The organism is Microbacterium sp. WHRI 7836, from assembly GCF_040223885.2.
GTDB classification, from domain to species: Bacteria; Actinomycetota; Actinomycetes; order Actinomycetales; family Microbacteriaceae; genus Microbacterium; species Microbacterium oxydans.
Window position 1 is genome coordinate 3,463,261 of record NZ_CP168171.1, and the last position, 17,350, is coordinate 3,480,610.

General features: G+C 69.5%; 13 protein-coding genes. 9 read left to right on the forward strand and 4 right to left on the reverse strand.

Annotated features, from left to right (window positions below; all coding sequences use genetic code 11):
- Window positions 1–108 precede the first annotated feature (108 nt).
- From ABRP18_RS16755 to ABRP18_RS16765, 3 genes are all read left to right on the forward strand, one after another.
- Window positions 109–1,947, forward strand: a complete 1,839-nt coding sequence (locus tag ABRP18_RS16755) for an AMP-dependent synthetase/ligase (protein WP_349885068.1) — start codon at window positions 109–111, stop codon at window positions 1,945–1,947.
- Between the two features lie 17 nt (window positions 1,948–1,964).
- A complete protein-coding gene (locus ABRP18_RS16760) occupies window positions 1,965–2,888 on the forward strand; it encodes a DUF1295 domain-containing protein (protein ID WP_061017700.1) in 924 nt (307 codons plus the stop codon).
- Window positions 2,889–3,051: 163 nt separating this feature from the next.
- Entirely contained in the window at window positions 3,052–4,593 is a 1,542-nt protein-coding gene (locus ABRP18_RS16765; RefSeq protein ID WP_349885069.1) for a serine hydrolase domain-containing protein, read from the forward strand.
- Between the two features lie 75 nt (window positions 4,594–4,668).
- Here ABRP18_RS16765 and ABRP18_RS16770 read toward each other — a convergent pair whose 3' ends face one another.
- From ABRP18_RS16770 to ABRP18_RS16780, 3 genes are all read right to left on the reverse strand, one after another.
- Window positions 4,669–6,078 (reverse strand): rhamnulokinase family protein, encoded by a 1,410-nt coding sequence (locus ABRP18_RS16770; RefSeq protein ID WP_179515727.1) that lies wholly within the window; start codon window positions 6,076–6,078, stop codon window positions 4,669–4,671.
- Window positions 6,075–8,111 (reverse strand): bifunctional aldolase/short-chain dehydrogenase, encoded by a 2,037-nt coding sequence (locus tag ABRP18_RS16775; protein ID WP_349885070.1) that lies wholly within the window; start codon window positions 8,109–8,111, stop codon window positions 6,075–6,077. The genes ABRP18_RS16770 and ABRP18_RS16775 overlap by 4 nt, the downstream gene beginning before the upstream one ends.
- A 102-nt stretch (window positions 8,112–8,213) precedes the next feature.
- A complete protein-coding gene (locus ABRP18_RS16780; protein ID WP_349885071.1) occupies window positions 8,214–8,975 on the reverse strand; it encodes a DeoR/GlpR family DNA-binding transcription regulator in 762 nt (253 codons plus the stop codon).
- Between the two features lie 117 nt (window positions 8,976–9,092).
- Here ABRP18_RS16780 and ABRP18_RS16785 point away from each other — a divergent pair, with 117 nt between their 5' ends.
- Together ABRP18_RS16785 and ABRP18_RS16790 are read left to right on the forward strand one after the other, a co-directional pair.
- A complete protein-coding gene (locus ABRP18_RS16785; protein ID WP_349885072.1) occupies window positions 9,093–9,878 on the forward strand; it encodes an SDR family oxidoreductase in 786 nt (261 codons plus the stop codon).
- Between the two features lie 53 nt (window positions 9,879–9,931).
- Entirely contained in the window at window positions 9,932–11,380 is a 1,449-nt protein-coding gene (locus ABRP18_RS16790; protein WP_193761151.1) for a rhamnulokinase family protein, read from the forward strand.
- Between the two features lie 19 nt (window positions 11,381–11,399).
- Here the strand turns inward: ABRP18_RS16790 and ABRP18_RS16795 are convergent, their stop codons facing one another.
- Window positions 11,400–12,332, reverse strand: coding sequence for a sugar-binding transcriptional regulator (locus tag ABRP18_RS16795; RefSeq protein WP_046748663.1), 933 nt, complete (start codon window positions 12,330–12,332; stop codon window positions 11,400–11,402).
- A 156-nt stretch (window positions 12,333–12,488) separates the two neighbouring features.
- On the opposite strand from ABRP18_RS16795, the gene ABRP18_RS16800 reads away from it, so the two are divergent.
- The 4 genes from ABRP18_RS16800 to ABRP18_RS16815 all read left to right on the forward strand — a co-directional run bounded on the left by ABRP18_RS16800 (window position 12,489) and on the right by ABRP18_RS16815 (window position 17,270).
- Window positions 12,489–13,535: an NAD(P)-dependent alcohol dehydrogenase gene (locus ABRP18_RS16800; RefSeq protein ID WP_179515724.1), complete on the forward strand. Its 1,047-nt coding sequence runs from the start codon at window positions 12,489–12,491 to the stop codon at window positions 13,533–13,535.
- Window positions 13,532–15,124, forward strand: coding sequence for a sugar ABC transporter ATP-binding protein (locus tag ABRP18_RS16805; protein WP_179515723.1), 1,593 nt, complete (start codon window positions 13,532–13,534; stop codon window positions 15,122–15,124). Before ABRP18_RS16800 ends, ABRP18_RS16805 begins: the two co-directional genes overlap by 4 nt.
- Window positions 15,121–16,128, forward strand: a complete 1,008-nt coding sequence (locus tag ABRP18_RS16810) for an ABC transporter permease (RefSeq protein WP_349885073.1) — start codon at window positions 15,121–15,123, stop codon at window positions 16,126–16,128. Before ABRP18_RS16805 ends, ABRP18_RS16810 begins: the two co-directional genes overlap by 4 nt.
- 125 nt (window positions 16,129–16,253) lie before the next feature.
- Entirely contained in the window at window positions 16,254–17,270 is a 1,017-nt protein-coding gene (locus ABRP18_RS16815) for a substrate-binding domain-containing protein (protein WP_171011038.1), read from the forward strand.
- The last annotated feature ends 80 nt before the right edge of the window (window positions 17,271–17,350 follow it).

A 17,350-nucleotide genomic window follows, 5' to 3' on the forward strand; every position in this document is an offset into this window, starting at 1 on the left:
ACGGCCGCGAAAAAGCATCCCATCCGAATCGTCATCGGTTCCGAACAGAGACAGGAAGGGCGATTTCGTGCGCCCTCCGCGCCGTCCGCACGACCGAGAGAAGCCCCGATGATCGAATCGTCGACACCACCGCTCGCCGCCCTCGACGGCCACCGCAACGTCACCGACCTGCTGGCTGCGCGGGCCGCCGCCGCACCAGACCATGTGGCGTTCGAGGTCGAGGACGCGTCGACGGGCTCCTGGCGGCCGATCACCACCCGAGCGTTCGAGGACGAGGTGTGCGCTCTGGCGAAGGGGTTCATCGCCCAGGGCATCCGAGTCGGCGACCCCATCGCGATCATGGCGCCCACCCGCTACGAATGGGCCGTCGCCGACCTCGCGGCCTGGTACGCCGGTGCTGTCGTCGTGCCGATCTACGAGACCTCGTCGGGGTCACAGGTGGACGCGATCGTCGCGGATGCCGGTGTGCGCCTGGCCATCGGCGGTACGACCGAACAGGCGGCGCTGCTCGAGTCGGCGCTCTCGCACGCCGGCGGAGTCACCCTCGGGGCGTGGGTGATGAGCGCCGAGACCTCGCCGTGGACCCTCCTCGACCTGGCCGCCCGCGGCATCGACGTGACCGACGAAGAGCTCGAGGCCCGCAGGACGGCAGCCACGCAGGATGACCCCGCGACGATCGTCTACACCTCGGGAACGACGGGCGAGCCCAAGGGCGTCGTGCTCACGCATCGCAACTTCCTCGGTCAGGTGCTGAACATCGCCGCGGCCTACCGCGAGATCGTGAACGAGTCCGGCAACACGGTCATCTTCCTCCCGCTCGCTCACGTACTCGCGCGCGGCCTGCAGCTGATCTGCCTTGCCAGCGGCATGCGCATCGCGCACCTGTCCGACCCTTCGACCGTCGTCGCCACGCTCGACACCCTCCGACCGACGTTCCTGGTGGTCGTGCCACGGGTACTGCAGAAGATCCAGGCAGCCGCCGCGGGCAAGGCCGCCGACAAGGGACTCACGAAGATCTGGGCGCATGCCGAGGCGACGGCCATCGCGTGGGGCCGCAGCGCCGAGCGAGTCGATGCCGGTCGTGGCGCCGCACGCACCGTCGGCCTGCGCCTGCGCCACCGCCTCTTCGATGCACTGTTCTACGGCCGCCTTCGCATGGTGATGGGCGGGCGGGTCGGCTACATCCTGTCGGGCGGCGCCGCCCTCGACGCCGACCTCTCGCTGTTCTTCCGCGGCATCGGGGTTCCCGTCATCGAGGGCTACGGACTGACCGAGACGACCGCACCGCTCACCGCCAACCTGCCAGGGCGCATCGCCTCGGGAACCGTCGGCGCACCGCTGCCAGGGCTCACGGTCCGCATCAGCGACGAGGGCGAAGTGCTCGCCCGCGGCATCGGCGTCTTCGACGGGTACCGGGACCCCGCGCACGACGACGGTGCGTTCATCGACGGCTTCTTCCGCACCGGTGATCTCGGGCGGCTCGACGAGCAGGGAAGGCTGATCCTCGACGGACGGCTCAAAGACGTGATCGTCACCTCGAACGGCAAGACCATCGTGCCGACCCGCTGGGAGAGCGCAGTCGAGGCGAATCCGCTCGTCTCGCACGCGGTCATGGTCGGCGAGGGGAAGCCGTATCTCTCCGCGCTGCTGGTGCTCGATCCGGAGCAGGCCGGCGCCTGGGCCGAAGCGCAGGGCAGCCGCATCCCCTCGACCAGCACGACCAGCCCGACCGACATCCGCACGGTGGACGACCCGGCCCTGCACGCTCACCTGCAGCGGTCCGTCGACGAGGCCAACGCGCTCGTCGCGCGCAGCGAGCAGGTCCGCCGGTTCAGCGTGGTCTTCGCCGACCTCGACGACCGTGGACTCGTCACCCCCACCATGAAGCTGAAGCGGAGCGTCGTGCTGGATCGCGCCGCCGTCGCCGTCGAAGACCTGTACCTCTGAGAATCGGAAAGCACACCATGTCCTCCCCCACCCCCACCCGTCCGACCTCCTCGCGCTCCTCTCTCATCGCGATCGTCGTCGCCCTCGTGGTCGGCGCGCTCGTCGCGATCGCCGGCAGCCAGGGCGGTGCGACCATCGGCGGCGTGCCGCTGTTCGCCCTCGCCGTCGCTGCGGCCTTCGCGATCCAGGTCATCGCGTTCATCCCCGCGATGCTGCTGCAGACCGAACGGTTCTTCGACCTGACGGGCAGCCTCACGTTCTTCCTGATTTCCGCAGCGCTCGTCCTGTCGACGCCGATGCCCGACGCGCGGAGCTGGATCCTCGCGGCGATGGTCATGCTGTGGGCCGCACGCCTCGGCTCGTTCCTGGCCGTGCGCGTGCACAAGGCCGGATCCGACGGGCGCTTCGACCAGATCAAGGGGTCGCCGCTGCGGTTCCTGCAGGTGTGGGTGATCCAGGGTGCGTGGGTGTCGCTGACCGCGGCCGCCGCCTGGATCGCGATCAGTGCGGACGCCTCCTCCCGCGCGCCGATCGGCTGGCTGACCGTCGTCGGCATCGTCGTCTGGGCCCTCGGCATGGTGATCGAGATCGTCGCCGACGCCCAGAAGTCGGCGTTCCGCGCCGACCCGCGCAACCGGGACGAGTTCATCCGCACCGGCCTATGGTCGCGGTCCCGTCACCCGAACTACTTCGGCGAGATCGTCATCTGGGTGGGCGTCTTCCTCACCGCTGCCCCCGTGCTCGTCGGATGGCAGTGGGTCGCGCTGCTCTCCCCCCTGTTCGTGATCCTGCTGCTCACCCGCGTCAGCGGCATCCCCCTGCTCGAAGCGCGCGCCGAGAAGAAGTGGGGCGACCGGGCCGACTACGTCGCCTACCGCGAACAGACTCCGGTACTGATCCCGAAGCTCACCCGGCCCGCGATGCGGGAGACTGCCGGGTAGACGGGGTCCCGGCCAGCCCGCTCCGAGCCGCTTCTTCGTCACCTCGCACAAGCAGGAGCCGACACTCGGTGCCCGCGGACATGACTTCGAGCCCGGCACACGAGAGTGTGGAGACGAACCAGCGCGACGGCCGAATGCCGACCGCGAGAACAAGGGAGTCTCCATGTCCAGCGAAACCCTCGTCGTGCCGCTCGTCGATCAGCTCGACGCGTTCTTCGGGCAGTACACGGCCGCGGGTCAGTCGCCTGGTCTGGTGTACGGCCTCGTCGGACCCGACGGCCTGGAGCACACGCGCGGGTTCGGCACCGCCGACGACGAAGGCACGTCTCCCGACGCCGACACCGTCTTCCCGATCGCCTCGATGACCAAGAGCTTCGTCGCGCTCGGTGCCCTGCTCGCCCGCGACCGCGGCCTCCTCGACCTGGAGGCTCCCATCACCGACTTCTACCCCGAATGGCACGGGACCGTGGGCGAGGAACCGGCGATCGCTCCGACCCTGCGACAGCTGCTCAGCATGGGCGGCGGTCTCACCGAGGACAACTCCTGGGTCGACCCGTTCCTCGGCCTCTCCGAAGCGGAGCTGGTCGAACGGATCAGACCCGGCTTCAACTACAGCACCCACCCCGGAAGCGCCTTCGAGTACTCCAACATCGGCTTCACGATGGCAGGCCTCGCGGTGGGCACAGCCGTGGGCCGCCGTGTCGAGGACTGGGTCACCGATGAGATCCTGCGCCCGCTGGGGATGAACAGCACGTGGTTCGACAACCGCGCTCCGGAGGGCGGCTTCGCGAGGGCGGTCGGCTACTCGCTGGACAGCGCGGGCGACTGGGTGGGCTTCCCGTCGGAAGTGTCCGACGCCATGGCCGCGGCCGGTGGCATGCAGTCGACCATCAACGACCTCAGTGTCTGGGTCAGGTTCCTCGCGGCATCGACACTGCCTGGCAGCGACGATGCCGTGGTGAGCCGGGCTTCACGACGAGAGCTGCAGCGCATCCATCAGCTCGACATCCCCTCGCTGCAGGCCCACCCCGACGGCTCCTGGAAGTTCGTCACCGGCGGCTACGCGCTCGGCCTCTTCGTGCGCGAAGACCTGCACCGCGGACGCATCGTCACGCACAGCGGCGGCCTCCCGGGGTTCATCCTGAACATGGTGTGGCACGCGGGGTCCGGCATGGGCATCGTCATCTTCACGAACAGCCACCGGAGCAACCCGGTCGCCCTCTCGGAGGAGGCGCTGTTCCGCGCACTCGCCTTTCACGACGCCCCCGCCCGCACCGTGCAGCCGTGGCCGGAGACACGTCGGCTGATGTCCGCGGCCGACGCGCTGATCCGGTCCTGGGATGACGACGCCGCTGCCGCGATCTTCGCCGACAACATCGACTTCGACCGCCCGCTCCTCCAGCGCCGGGCCGCGATCGAGGAGCTCATCGCCCTGGTGGGTCCGCTGCGCGACGACCTCGGCACGCCAGAAGTCGTCTCCGCGGCGACACCGGCCGACATCACCTGGTCGATCCCCGGCGAGCGCGGCGAGCTGATCTGCATGATCCACCTCACCCCGGTGCGGCCGGCGCAGATCCAGGAGTTCGAGGTCGTGGCGGTCGATCGGAGCGTTCCGCGCGCCGCCCGCCCGACCGACATCTCCGCCCGGCGCCGCGCCTACGCCCGCCCGACCGTGAGCTCGCTGCCGAACACGCACGTCATCTGACGTCGCGCCCGTCAGGGCGCCATCGAGTCAGCGGCGCGACCAGCCGCACGGTCAGCCGCGCGGTCAGCGGAACGGTCAGCCGCGCGGCTCGAACCGACGGACCGGATGCGTGGCGGCGACCAGCTCGCGCAGCCCCTCCAGGTCGGTGACCGCTGCGCCCAGCGCACGCGCCTGCACGAGCACGTTGCCGAGCGCGGTCGCCTCGACGGGGCCGGCCAGCACCGGCAGGGCCGAACGATCGGCGATGGCCTGGCAGAGGAGCGCGTTCAAGGATCCGCCGCCGACGAGGTGGATCACGTCGACCTCACGCCCGGAGAGGTCGGACGCCGCTCGCACGGTCTCGGCGAACGCCGCGGCGATACTCTCCACGATGCTGCGCGTGAACACGGCTCGCTCCGTCGGAGCGGATGCTCCTGACGCCTCGACCAGCGTCGCGATGCGGCTGGGCATGTCGCCGGGTGCACTGAGCGAAGGATCGTTCGCATCGAACAGCGGTACGTCGTCCGATACGGCGGCCGCCTCCGCGAGCAGCTCGGTGAGGTCGATGCGTGCACCGTCCTGAGCCTCCCACGCCCGCACGCTCTCACTCAGCAGCCACAGGCCGGTGACGTTGTGCAGGAAGCGGTATCGACCGTCTACGCCGAGCTCGTGCGTGAAGTTCGCCTCGCGCGCCGCATCCGTCAGCACGGGCTCCGCCAGTTCCAGACCCACCAGGCCCCACGTGCCGCACGAGATGTAGGCGGCTGAGGGCGATGTCATGGGGACGGCGACGACGGCAGAGGCGGTGTCGTGCGACCCGACGGCGATCACGGGGAGAGCCTTGCCGACGAGTTCGGCGAGCTCGGGCTGCAGCGACCCGATCACCGCGCCGGGGTCGACCAACGGAGGCAGGAGACGCGGCGGGATGCCGATGCGCGTCGCGAGGTCGGTGTCCCAATCACCGTCGTCGATGCTCAGCAGCCCCGTCGTGGAGGCGTTCGTGCGCTCGGCGACGCTGGCACCGGTGAGGAGGAATGCGACCAGATCGGGGAGGAGGAGCACGGTGTCGGCCGCGGTCATCCGTTCGTCCACCCGGTACTGGTACAGGGTGTTGAACGGCAGGAACTGCAGGCCGTTGCGAGCGTACAGCTCAGAGAACGGCACGATGGCGTGCACCTCGGCAACGCCCTGAGCCGTGCGGGAGTCGCGGTAGTGAAACGGCTCGGCGAGGAGAACGCCGTCCGCGAGCAGGCCGTAGTCGACGGCCCAGGAGTCGATCCCGATGCTCTCGATCGTCGGCTCCCGCCGCACCGCCTCCGCCAGCCCGTCCACGACGTGCGCATACAGGGCGTCGAAGTCCCAGTGCAGTCCGTCCTCCCGCTCCACGGGACCGTTCGGGAAGCGGGACACGAGTTCGAGCTCGAGCCGCCCCTCCCCGATCCGCCCGATCATCACGCGGCCGCTGGTCGCCCCGAGATCGACGGCCGCGACCGCGCGAACGCTCATCGCAGGAACGCCGCGGCGACGCCGGAGTCGACCGGGATGTGCAGGCCCGTGGTGCGGCTGAGCTCGGGACCGGTCAGCACGTACACCGCGTCCGCCACGTTCTCGGGCACGACCTCGCGCTTGAGGATCGTGCGGTTGGCGTAGTACTGACCGAGGTCTTCCTCCTTGACCCCGTAGGTGGCGGCACGGTTCGCACCCCACCCGGAGGCGAAGATGCCCGAGCCGCGGACCACGCCGTCGGGGTTGATGCCGTTCACACGGATACCGTACTCGCCGAGCTCGACCGCGAGCAGCCGCACCTGGTGTGCCTGGTCGGCCTTGGTCGCGGAGTAGGCGATGTTGTTGGGTCCTGCGAAGACCGAGTTCTTCGACGAGATGTAGATGATGTCGCCGCCGAGCTTCTGGTCGATGAGCACCCGAGCGGCGGCCTTCGAGACCAGGAACGACCCCTTCGCCATCACGTCGTGCTGCAGATCCCAGTCCTTCTCCGTGGTCTCCAGCAGCGGCTTCGATAGCGAGAGCCCGGCGTTGTTGACCACGAGGTCGACGCCGCCGAAGGCGAGCACAGCCTCGTTCAACGCGGCCTGGACAGCGTCGGCATCCGCCACGTTCGCGGCGATGCCGATCGCGACATCGGTGTTCCCCAGCTCGGCGGCCGCCGCCTGCGCCTTCTTGAGGTCGAGGTCGGCGATCACGACGCACGCACCCTCGGCGGCGAGACGGGTGGCGATGGCCTTGCCGATGCCGGAGGCGGCACCGGTGACGAAGGCGATGCGTCCCTGGTGCGACTTCGGCTTCGGCATCCGCTGCAGCTTGGCCTCCTCCAGCGCCCAGTACTCGATGTCGAACTTCTCGGCATCCGAGATCGGAGCGTACGTCGAGAGCGCTTCGGCGCCGCGCATCACGTTGATCGCGTTCACATAGAACTCGCCGGCGACGCGGGCGGTCTGCTTGTTGGCCCCGTACGAGAACATGCCCACGCCGGGGATCAGCACGATGAGCGGGTCGGCGCCGCGGATGGCGGGCGACTCGGCCGTGGCATGCGCGTCGTAGTAGGCCTGGTAGTCGGTGCGGTACTGCGCGTGCAGCTCGTGCAGGCGGGCGATCTGCTCCTCGACGGATGCGGTGGCCGGCAGGTCGAGGATCAGCGGCTTGACCTTGGTGCGCAGGAAGTGGTCGGGGCAGCTGGTACCGAGGGCGGCGAGCGTCGGCGCCTTCTCGGAGGCCACGAAGTCGAGCACCACGTCGGCATCGGTGAAGTGCCCGACCATCGGCTTGTCGGTCGAGGCGATGCCGCGGATCGTGCCGGCGAGGGCCGCCGCGCGCCCACGCCGATCCCCAGCCGGGAGGGCCTCGAAGCCCGAGCGGACGCCGCCGAACGGATCGGCCTTGCCGTTCTCCGCGATGTAGGCGGCTGCGGTGTCGATGATCCAGAGGGAGTTCGCCTCCGCCTCCTCCGAGGTGTCGGCCCAGGCGGTGATGCCGTGTCCGCCGAGGATGCAGCCGATCGCCTGCGGGTTCTGCTTCTTGATCTCGGCGATGTCGAGTCCGAGCTGGAAGCCGGGCCGCCGCCACGGCACCCAGACGACCTTCTCACCGAAGATCTTCGCGGTCAGCGCTTCTCCGTCGGCCGCGGTGGCGATCGCGATGCCCGAGTCGGGGTGCAGGTGGTCGACGTGGGCGGCGTCGACCAGGCCGTGCATGGCGGTGTCGATCGACGGCGCAGCCCCGCCCTTGCCGTGCAGGCAGTAGTCGAACGCGGCGACCATCTCGTCCTCGCGGTCGAGCCCGGGGTACACGTCGACGAGAGCGCGCATGCGGTCGAGGCGCAGCACCGCGAGGCCCTGCTCGGTCAGCGTGCCCAGGTCGCCACCCGAACCCTTGACCCACATCAGCTCGACCGGCTGCCCCGTCACCGGATCGGTCTCGGTGCCCTTCGCGGAGGTGTTCCCGCCGGCGTAGTTGGTGTTCTTCGGGTCGGCGCCGAGGCGGTTCGACCGGGCGATCAGAGCGGCGGCGGTGGCGTTGGTCATGACTCTCCAAGACAGGGGCGGTGCACACGACCGTGCACACTCGTACTGTTACTTCATGTGAAAGATAACACGAACCGACGTCAAGGAGAAGGGTTCCGGTGATCAGAGGATGTCCGCGATCCCTCGGAAGGCATCGAGCCGCTCGTCCGCGGGATCGAGCTCCGTGATCAGCACGGAGATCTCATCGCCGTCGAGCGCGCGGGCCACCGAGCGACGGCCGAGCTTGCTGGAGTCGACGCACACGACCGTCGTTCCGGCGTTCGCGGCCATCGCCTGCTTCAGCTCGGCCTCTTCGACCGACACCTCGGACGTGCCGTCGGCGCCGTCGAGCGCATCCGCCGAGGAGAAGAACGCGTCGAAGTAGACCGAGCGCATGCTCCGGCGGGCGATCGGCCCAACGAGACTGCCCGTGGTGGGCTCGGCCGTGCCGCCGGAGATAACCGCGGTGACGCCGTCCAGCGGCTGCAGCACCTGGAACGACTCGAACGAGTTCGTGTAGACGGTGAGCCCTGCGCGCGGCCCGATCGCCGACGCGAGCATGTTGACCGTCGAGGAGGCATCGAAGGCGACACTCCCCTGGGCGGGGACGAGGCGCAGGGTCTTCTCGGCGATCGCTCGCTTCGCGCTGGCCCTGATGGCCCGACGCGCATCGAAGGGGCGGGCGCGCGGCGCCGCCGTCGCCCCGCCACGCACGCGGCGCACACGACCCTCCGCCTCGAGTTCGAGCAGGTCTCGACGGATCGTCATCGACGACACCGCGAAGAGCTCGGCCGCAGCCTCGATCATCACACCCTGGGGGCCGTTGGCGAGTTCGACGAGTTCGTCTCGGCGTCGTTGCGCCTCGAGATTGCCGGAAAGAGCCATGGGAGGAATCTATCCGGTGCGCGCGATGAGACGGATCGCGCGACCAGCGACCTCGATCGCGCGCGCTCATATGAGCGGTGAGTGTTCCAGGTTGAGCGCCCCCGCTAGGCTCTGCTCATGCTCGGAAACACCACGGAACCACTCCTCGGCCGCGTGGCCGTCGTCACCGGCGGAGCGCGGGGCCTCGGCTACGCCATGGCCGAGGCCCTCGCCTCCGGGGGCGCCGAGGTCGCACTCCTCGACCGCCTCGACACCGTCGCCGAAGCCGCCGATGCCCTGGAGTCCGCTTCGGGTCGACGCTGCCTGGGCGTCAGCGTCGATGTCGTCTCTGAGGCATCCGTCGCCGCCGCCTTCGACATCATCGGCGAGCGGCTGGGCGCGGCAGACGTGCTCGTCAACAGCGCCGGCATCACATCGGGCACGCCCCTCCTCGACACCAGCACGGACGACTGGCGGCGGGTGCTCGACGTCAACGTCACCGGCACCTTCGTCACGAGCCGTGAGTTCGCACGCCGGCACGTCGAGGCGGACCGCGGCAACCCGGCCAGCATCGTCAACGTGTCGTCGATGTCGGCGTTCGCCGTGAACATCCCGCAGACCCAGGCCGCCTACAACACCTCGAAGGCCGCGGTGTCGATGTTCACGAAGAGCGCGGCGATCGAATGGTGGCCTCTCGGCATCCGCGTCAACGCGATCGCCCCCGGATACTTCGCCAGCGACATGACCAGGGACTTCGTGGCGGAGAACCCCGAGATGGCCGACGAGTGGGTACGGCGCATCCCGGCGGGGCGCATGGGGCAACCCGAAGAGCTCGGCGACCTGCTGGTCTATCTCGCGAGCGAGCGCTCGAGCTATGTCGTGGGGCAGAGCATCCTCATCGACGGGGGATACACCAGCGTCTGAGGGCTCACCGGACCATAGGCCCGAACCAGAGGCCCGGCCATAGGCTGAGTGGCATGCCCGAACTGCCCCTCGGCTCGGCGACCTTCCGAGCTGCCGCCGTCGATCTCGGCGGGTCCAGCGGTCGTGTCGTGAGCGCGACCGTCGACGGCGAGCGGTTGCGGATCGACGGGGTGCACCGGTTCCGCAACCGTGCGTTCACGGATGAGCTCGGCCTGCGGTGGGACGCGCAACGGCTGTATCGAGATGCACTCGTCGGCCTCACCCGGCTGCGCAGGGAGGGGCCGGCCTTCACCAGCATCGGCGTCGACGCGTGGTCGGGCGACTACGGCCTGCTCGGCTACGACGGTCTCCTCGATGCTCCCTTCCATCAGCGCGACGCCCGCACCGAGCGCAGCTTCCCGATCGTCGAGGAGATCTTGCCCGCCGCCGAGGCCTTCCGCACGACCGGGGTCACCGCGCTCCCCATCATGACGATCTATCAGCTGGCGGCCGACCGGGAGGCCGGACGACTCGACACCGTGCAGCAGATGCTGCTGATGCCCGATCTGCTCGGACGCTGGCTCGGCGCCGCGGACGTCGCCGAGGCCACGAACGTCTCCAGCACCGGCCTCGCACTCCCCCGCGGCGGCGGCTGGGATGTCAGCCGGATCGAGGCTCTGGGCCTGCCGTCGAGGATCTTCCCCGACGTCGTCTTCCCCGGCACGGTGACCGGCCGTGTCTCCGAGGGGATCCTCGCCCCCGGGGACGCGACCGACATCACCGCCGTGGCCTCACACGACACCGCGAGCGCGGTGATCGCCGTGCCAGCCCGCGATCAGGATTTCGCGTACGTCTCGTGCGGCACCTGGATCCTCACCGGCGTCGAGGTCGATCACCTCATCACCAGCGACCAGGCCCGCGAAGCGGGTTTCACGAACGAGCTCGGCCTCGACGGCACCGTACGGTTCCTGCGCATAGCCGCGGGACTCTGGATCGTCAACGAATGCATGCGGGAATGGGGGCTCGACGGCTGGGGGGCGCGCAGCACAGCCGCCCGCCGCGACCTGCTGGCCCGTGCGGACGCCGCCCCGAGCGCCGGAGTGCTGGTCGACACCGGCGACCCCCGCCTGCTGCGACCGGGGCAGATGACCGCGCGCATCGCCGAACTCGTGGCCGAGTCCGGCGGACGCATGCCGACCGACCGCGCCGGAGTGGTGCGGCTGGTGCTGGAGAGCCTCGGCGCCTTCGTCGCCCGGCAGGTCGAGGAAGCGGCGACGCTCTCGGGCGTGGACGTGCGGGTGATCCATCTGGTCGGGGGCGGCTCCGAGTCGTCGATCCTCGCCCAGGCGGTCGCGGATCGCTCCGGCCGGACGGTGACGGCCGGGCCATCGGAGGCCACATCGATGGGGAACCTCCTGGTGCAGGCCCGTGCGCACGGCGCAGTGCACGGAGGCCTCGCCGACCTGCGCCGCATGGTGCGCGCCTCCACCGAGCTGCGGAACTACGAACCCGCCCCGCGCTGATGCGGTGCGCAGGTCGCGCTCAGACCGGCGACTCGAGCAGCCGTCGGGCGAGAGCCGCGTCCGTCACCAGGGAGTCGACGATCCCGGAACGCAGCGCGGCGATGACGGCACCTGTCTTCGACGGGCCGCCGGCCACCGCGATCACCTCGGGGATGTGCCGCAGCTGCTCGGTGGACACCGCGAGCGACCGCTCGGCCACCGACCCCACCACGGCTCCGTTCTCGTCGATGAGCGTCGCGCAGATCTCCGCCTTGACGCCGGCGGCGAGCAACTCGTCGAGCGCGCCCGCCCTCCCCGCATTGTCGTAGAGCTGAGAGTCGGGCGGACTCCACGATCCGACCGCGACGACGGCCTTGGTCACCGAGTCGAACCGGCGGAAGGTCTCCATGATGCCGGGTTCGCGCCGCAGGGCGGAGGCGGTCGCTGCGGTCTCCACGAGCAGGGGCGCGAAGATGGCGCGGGAGCGACCGCCCGAGATCCGACTCACCTGGCGGATCACCTCGACGCCGTTCTCGGGCGTCGGCGCGGCGACCCCGGCGAGCTGGACGACCTCGCACGTCGCCAGGGTGCGCAGGTGCCCGGCCATCGCGGTCAGGGTGCGACCGGCCGTGAGCCCGAGCACGTCGCCGTCGGTGACGATCTCGCTGAGCAGGTCGGCGGCGGCACGACCCAATCGGTCCTGGATCAGCTCGGGCGTCGTCCCCGGGGTGATCACCGCGAGAGCGCGCGTGAGGCCGAACCGAGCGCGCAGCTGCATCGACAGGTCGAGATCGAGCGAGTCCGGCGCCTCGATTGTGATCTTGACCAGCCCCTGCTCGAGCGCATCCTCCAGCATCCGGGCGATCTTGAAGCGCGAGAGACCGAGCTCTTCCGCGATCTCGATCTTCGTCCGCCCTTCGAGGTAATGCCGGCGTGCGACGTGCGAGATCCGCACCAGCTCATCGGGTCCCATGTCGCCTCTTCCTCTCACGCCGCCAAGTCCGATCAGCATATCCGGATCCGACCGCTTGCGCTCATCTGAGCACCTGGTTGTCTCATCCGTCACGCATGGCTAATGTCGGTCGAGCAATCACGACCGCGCGACTGCACACGCACCACGAGGAGCCCGATGAAGCGCACTGAACTGCCGACGACCATGCGTGCGAGCGTGCTGGTCCGAGCCGGCGAGCTGACGATCGAGACCCGCCCCGTGCCGGCCCCCGCCCCCGATCAGGTGATCGTCCGGGTGAACGCGGTCGGCATCTGCGGCTCCGACGTCCACTACTTCCACGAGGGACGCATCGGCGATTTCGTCGTGGAGGAGCCGCTCGTCCTCGGCCACGAAGCCGGCGGCACCATCGTCGCGGTCGGCGCCGACATCGACGACTCCCGCCTCGGCGAGCGCGTCTCCATCGAACCGCAGCGCCCGTGCCGTGTGTGCGAGTTCTGCCGGAGCGGCCGTTACAACCTCTGCCCGCAGATCGAGTTCTACGCCACCCCACCCATCGATGGCGCCTTCGCCGAGTACGTCGCGATCCAGGGCGACTTCGCCTACGCCGTGCCCGACTCCGTGAGCGACGACGCCGCGGCGCTCATGGAGCCGTTGTCCGTCGCCATCGCCGCCGTGCAGAAGGCGGGGGTGCGCCCGGGCAGCCGGGTGCTGATCACCGGGGCCGGCCCCATCGGCATCGTCACCGCGCAGACCGCACGGGCCTTCGGCGCCACCGAGATCGTGATCAGCGATCCGATGGCGGAACGCCGAGAGGTCGCCCTGCGCTTCGGCGCGACAGAGGCGGTCGACCCCGCCGCAGGTCCCCTCGGCTCGGGATACGACTCCTTCGTCGACGCCTCGGGCTCCCCTGTCGCCGTGAAGCAGGGCATCTCCGCGCTGAAGCCCGGCGGCGTGGCCGTACTCGTCGGCATGGGTGCCGACGAGATCGCCCTCCCCGTCTCCACCATCCAGAACCGCGAGCTGGTCGTCACCGGCATCTTCCGCTACGCGAACACCTGGCCGACCGCGATCGAGCTCGTCTCTTCCGGCGCCGTCGACCTCGACGCCCTCGTGACCGGCACGTTCGGTATCGCCGAGGTCCGGGAGGCACTCGATTCCGCCGCGCAGCCCTCGACGCTGAAGAGCATCGTGCGCCCCGGCCGCGAGCACGCGGGGGACGCATGACCGACCTCGAGCGCACGGGAAGCATCACCCTCGACGAGCAGCCCGACATGCTCGCGTGCATCGAAATCCGCAAGGCGTTCGGCGGGGTACCAGTGCTCAAGGGTGTCGGGCTGCATCTCGAGCCGGGCACCGTGACCGCGCTCGCGGGCGAGAACGGCGCAGGCAAGTCGACGCTCATGAAGATCGCCTCCGGCCAGATGAAGGCGGACGCCGGTCAGGTGCTGGTCCGGGGCGAGGAGCTGGCCGCGGGATCGGCACGTGACGCCCACCAGCGCGGCATCGCCATCGTGCCTCAGGAGCTCGCCTCGATCCTCGACACCACGGTGTACGAGAACATCTTCGTCGGACGGGAGCTGCGGGGGCGCCTCGGGCTCGTGGATCGTCGTCGCATGGCCAGAGAGGCCAAGGAGATGCTCGCGGAGTTCGGCGTCGACATCGACCCATCCACGCGGATGGGGTCCCTGCCGGTGGGCCTGCGCCAGATCGTCGAGATCGTCAAGGCGACCAGCACCGGCGCTCGCGTGCTGCTGCTGGACGAGCCGACCAGCGCGATCGCCGAACGCGAGGTGGCCCGTCTGATCGAGAACATGCGGATGCTGCGCGACCGCGGCGTCGCGATCCTCTTCACCACGCACAAGATGGAGGAGATCCGCGCGATCGCCGATCGGGTCGTGGTCCTCCGCGACGGCGGCCTCGTGGCGGACGCGCCGCTCTCGGAACTCAGCGACGACGACATCGTGACCGCGATGATCGGCCGCGAGCTCGAAGACCTCTTCCCCGACCTGCCGCCCGCGTCCGACGACATCGCCCTCTCGGTGCGCGGCCTCGACTACACGCCGGCTCCGCAGCCGGTCGACCTGCAGGTGCGCCGCGGCGAGATCGTCGGACTCGCAGGGCTCGTCGGCGCCGGACGCACCGAGCTCATCGAGGCGCTGTTCGGAGTGCGCTCCTCGACCGCCGGCGAGATCGCCGTCGGGGGCCGTCGCGTCCGCCGCGGACGCCCTGCCGACGCGATCACCGCAGGCATGGCGCTGGTCCCGGAGGACCGGAAGGGCGCTGGCGCCGTGCTCAGCATGGACATCCTGGCGAACGCCACCCTGCCGCGCATGGATCAGTTCTCCGTCGCGGGATGGCTCAAGGGCCGCAGCCGCGTCGACGCGGTCTCCGAGGTCATGAGTTCGGTGAGGCTGCGCAGCCGCGGCCTCGGGCAGCTCATGGAGACGCTGTCCGGCGGCAACCAGCAGAAGGTCGTGCTCGCGCGTTGGCTCACCGGCGAGGTCAAGGTCCTCCTGCTCGACGAGCCGACCCGCGGCGTCGACATCGGCGCCCGCAGCGAGATCTACCGCATCATCACCGACCTCGCCGCCTCCGGCATGGCCGTGGTCATGGCCTCGAGCGATATGCCGGAGATCCTCGCGCTGTCGCATCGCGCTCTCGTGCTCAAGGACGGGGGCGTGGTCGCCGAGCTCGACCGGGCCGCCCTCCAGCAGCCCGACGTGCAGGACCGCATCTTCCGCCTCGCGAGTGGACTCGACATCTCCGAGGCCCCCGCCAGCAGCACCGCCCCCTCCGCAAAGGACGACCGATGACCGACACCCGCACCGCCGCGCAGACCTTCGTGCCCGAGTCGGAAGTGAAGCGCTTCAGCCCCACCTGGTTCGGCGACCTCGCCATCCGCTACGCGATGGTGATCGTGATGGTGCTCATCATCGCCTTCTTCCTCTACCGCAGCGCGCGCTTCGGCACGGTCGACAACCTGCAGACGATCCTCGTCGCCGCGGCACCGTTCGCCCTGATCGCCCTCGGACAGACGCTCGTGATCCTCACCGGCGGCATCGACCTGTCGGTCGGCAGTGTCATCGCCGCATCCGCCGTCTTCGGCAGCCTCACCGCGAAGGCCTTCCCCGACCAGATCTGGCTCGCGATCGTCGCCGGTGTCGTCGTCGGCTTCATCGCCGGCGCGATCAACGGCTTCGTGGTCTCGGTGATCAAAGTGCCACCCTTCATCGCGACGCTCGGGATGCTCACTCTCGCATCCGGCGTCGCCTATGTCGCGGGCAACGGCGCCCCCATCACCGGGCTGCCCGCCGACTTCTCCCGCATCGCCAACGCGCAGTTCGGCGGGCTCACGCTCCCGGTGATCCTGATGATCGTCGGCATCCTGGGACTCGCGAGCATCATGCGCCGCACCACGTGGGGCATGCGCGTGTACGCGATCGGCGGCAACCCGATCGCCGCGGGCATCGCCGGCATCAACGTGGGCCGCACCATCTTCAGCGTGTACGCCATCTCCGGCATGCTCGCGGGGATCTCCGGCGTCATGCTCGCCAGCCGCGTCACCCTCGGCGCACCGAACCTCGGCGTCGGGTACGAGCTCGACGCGATCGCTGCCGTCGTGATCGGCGGGGCGAGCCTGCTCGGCGGTCGCGGCTCGATCTGGGGAACCGCCCTCGGCCTGCTCCTCATCCAGACGCTCAACAACGGTCTCGACATCCTGACCGTGCCCGCGTACTGGCAGAAGGTCATCAAGGGCGTGCTCATCGTCGCGGCGGTGGCCGTCGACGTGTGGGCGACCCGACGACGAAGCCGCTAGCACACCGACGACCACCCCGACGAAGAAGACCCTGCTTCATCGCACCACCCAACGAGAGGAATCCCATGTTCACCAAGAAGAGCCGCATCGCCGCGGCTTTCGCCGTCACCTCCGTCGCAGCACTGATGCTCGCCGGGTGCGGCGCCGGCGACCCGAACGCGAACGCCGGCGGCGCAGACGACAGCGGTCAGGAGCGCATCACCATCGGCGTGAGCGTCTACGACATGTCGTCCTTCGTCACGGAGGGCAAAGAGGGCATCGAGCGCTACGCCGACGAGAACAACATCGAGATCCTGTGGAACTCCGCGGGCCTCGACGTCAACACCCAGGCCAGCCAGGTCGACCAGTACGTGACGGCCGGTGTCGACGCGATCGTCGTCATCCCCGTGCAGGCCGACTCACTGCAGCCGCAGATCGCCGCCGCGAAGGCCGCCGACATCCCCTTCTTCGACGTCAACGCCTCGCTCAACAGCGAAGACCTCACCGGCTCGGTACAGCCCGATGACGTGGCCGCGGGTGAGCAGGAGGCGCAGATGATGATGGACGCCCTCGACGGGAAGGGCAACGTCATCATCCTGCAGGGACCGCTCGGAGGCTCGGGCGAGATCAACCGCGGAAAGGGCATCGACAACGTGCTCGCCGAGAACCCCGACGTGAAGGTGCTCGCCAAGGACACCGCGAACTGGAAGCGCGATGAGGCCGTCAACAAGGTCAGCAACTGGATCTCGGCCTTCGGGGATGACATCGACGGCGTGATCGCCCAGAACGACGACATGGGCCTCGGTGCACTGCAGGCGCTCAAGGAAGCCGGCATGACCGACGTGCCGATCGTGGGCATCGACGGGATCGCCGACGGCCTCGAGGCCGTCAAGAACGGTGACTTCATCGGAACCTCGCTGCAGAACGGCACGGTCGAGCTGTCGGCCGGTGTCGCCTACGCCGCCGCCATCGTGCGGGGCGAGGACGTCAAGGAGAACCCCGTCTACCTGATGCCAGCGATCACCAAGGACAACGTCGACGAGGCGATCGGTCACGTGGTCACGGAGCGCGACGCGTTCCTGAAGAACCTGAGCGAGATGACCAACAAGAACCTCAAGAGCGGCAACATCGCCTACGAGGGTCTCACCGGCCAGTCCGAGTGACAGCAGCGCCAGGGCCGCGGAGATGCTTCGGTGTCTTCGCGGCCCTGGTGTTTCACGGACTGGTCGTTCACGGATGAGGG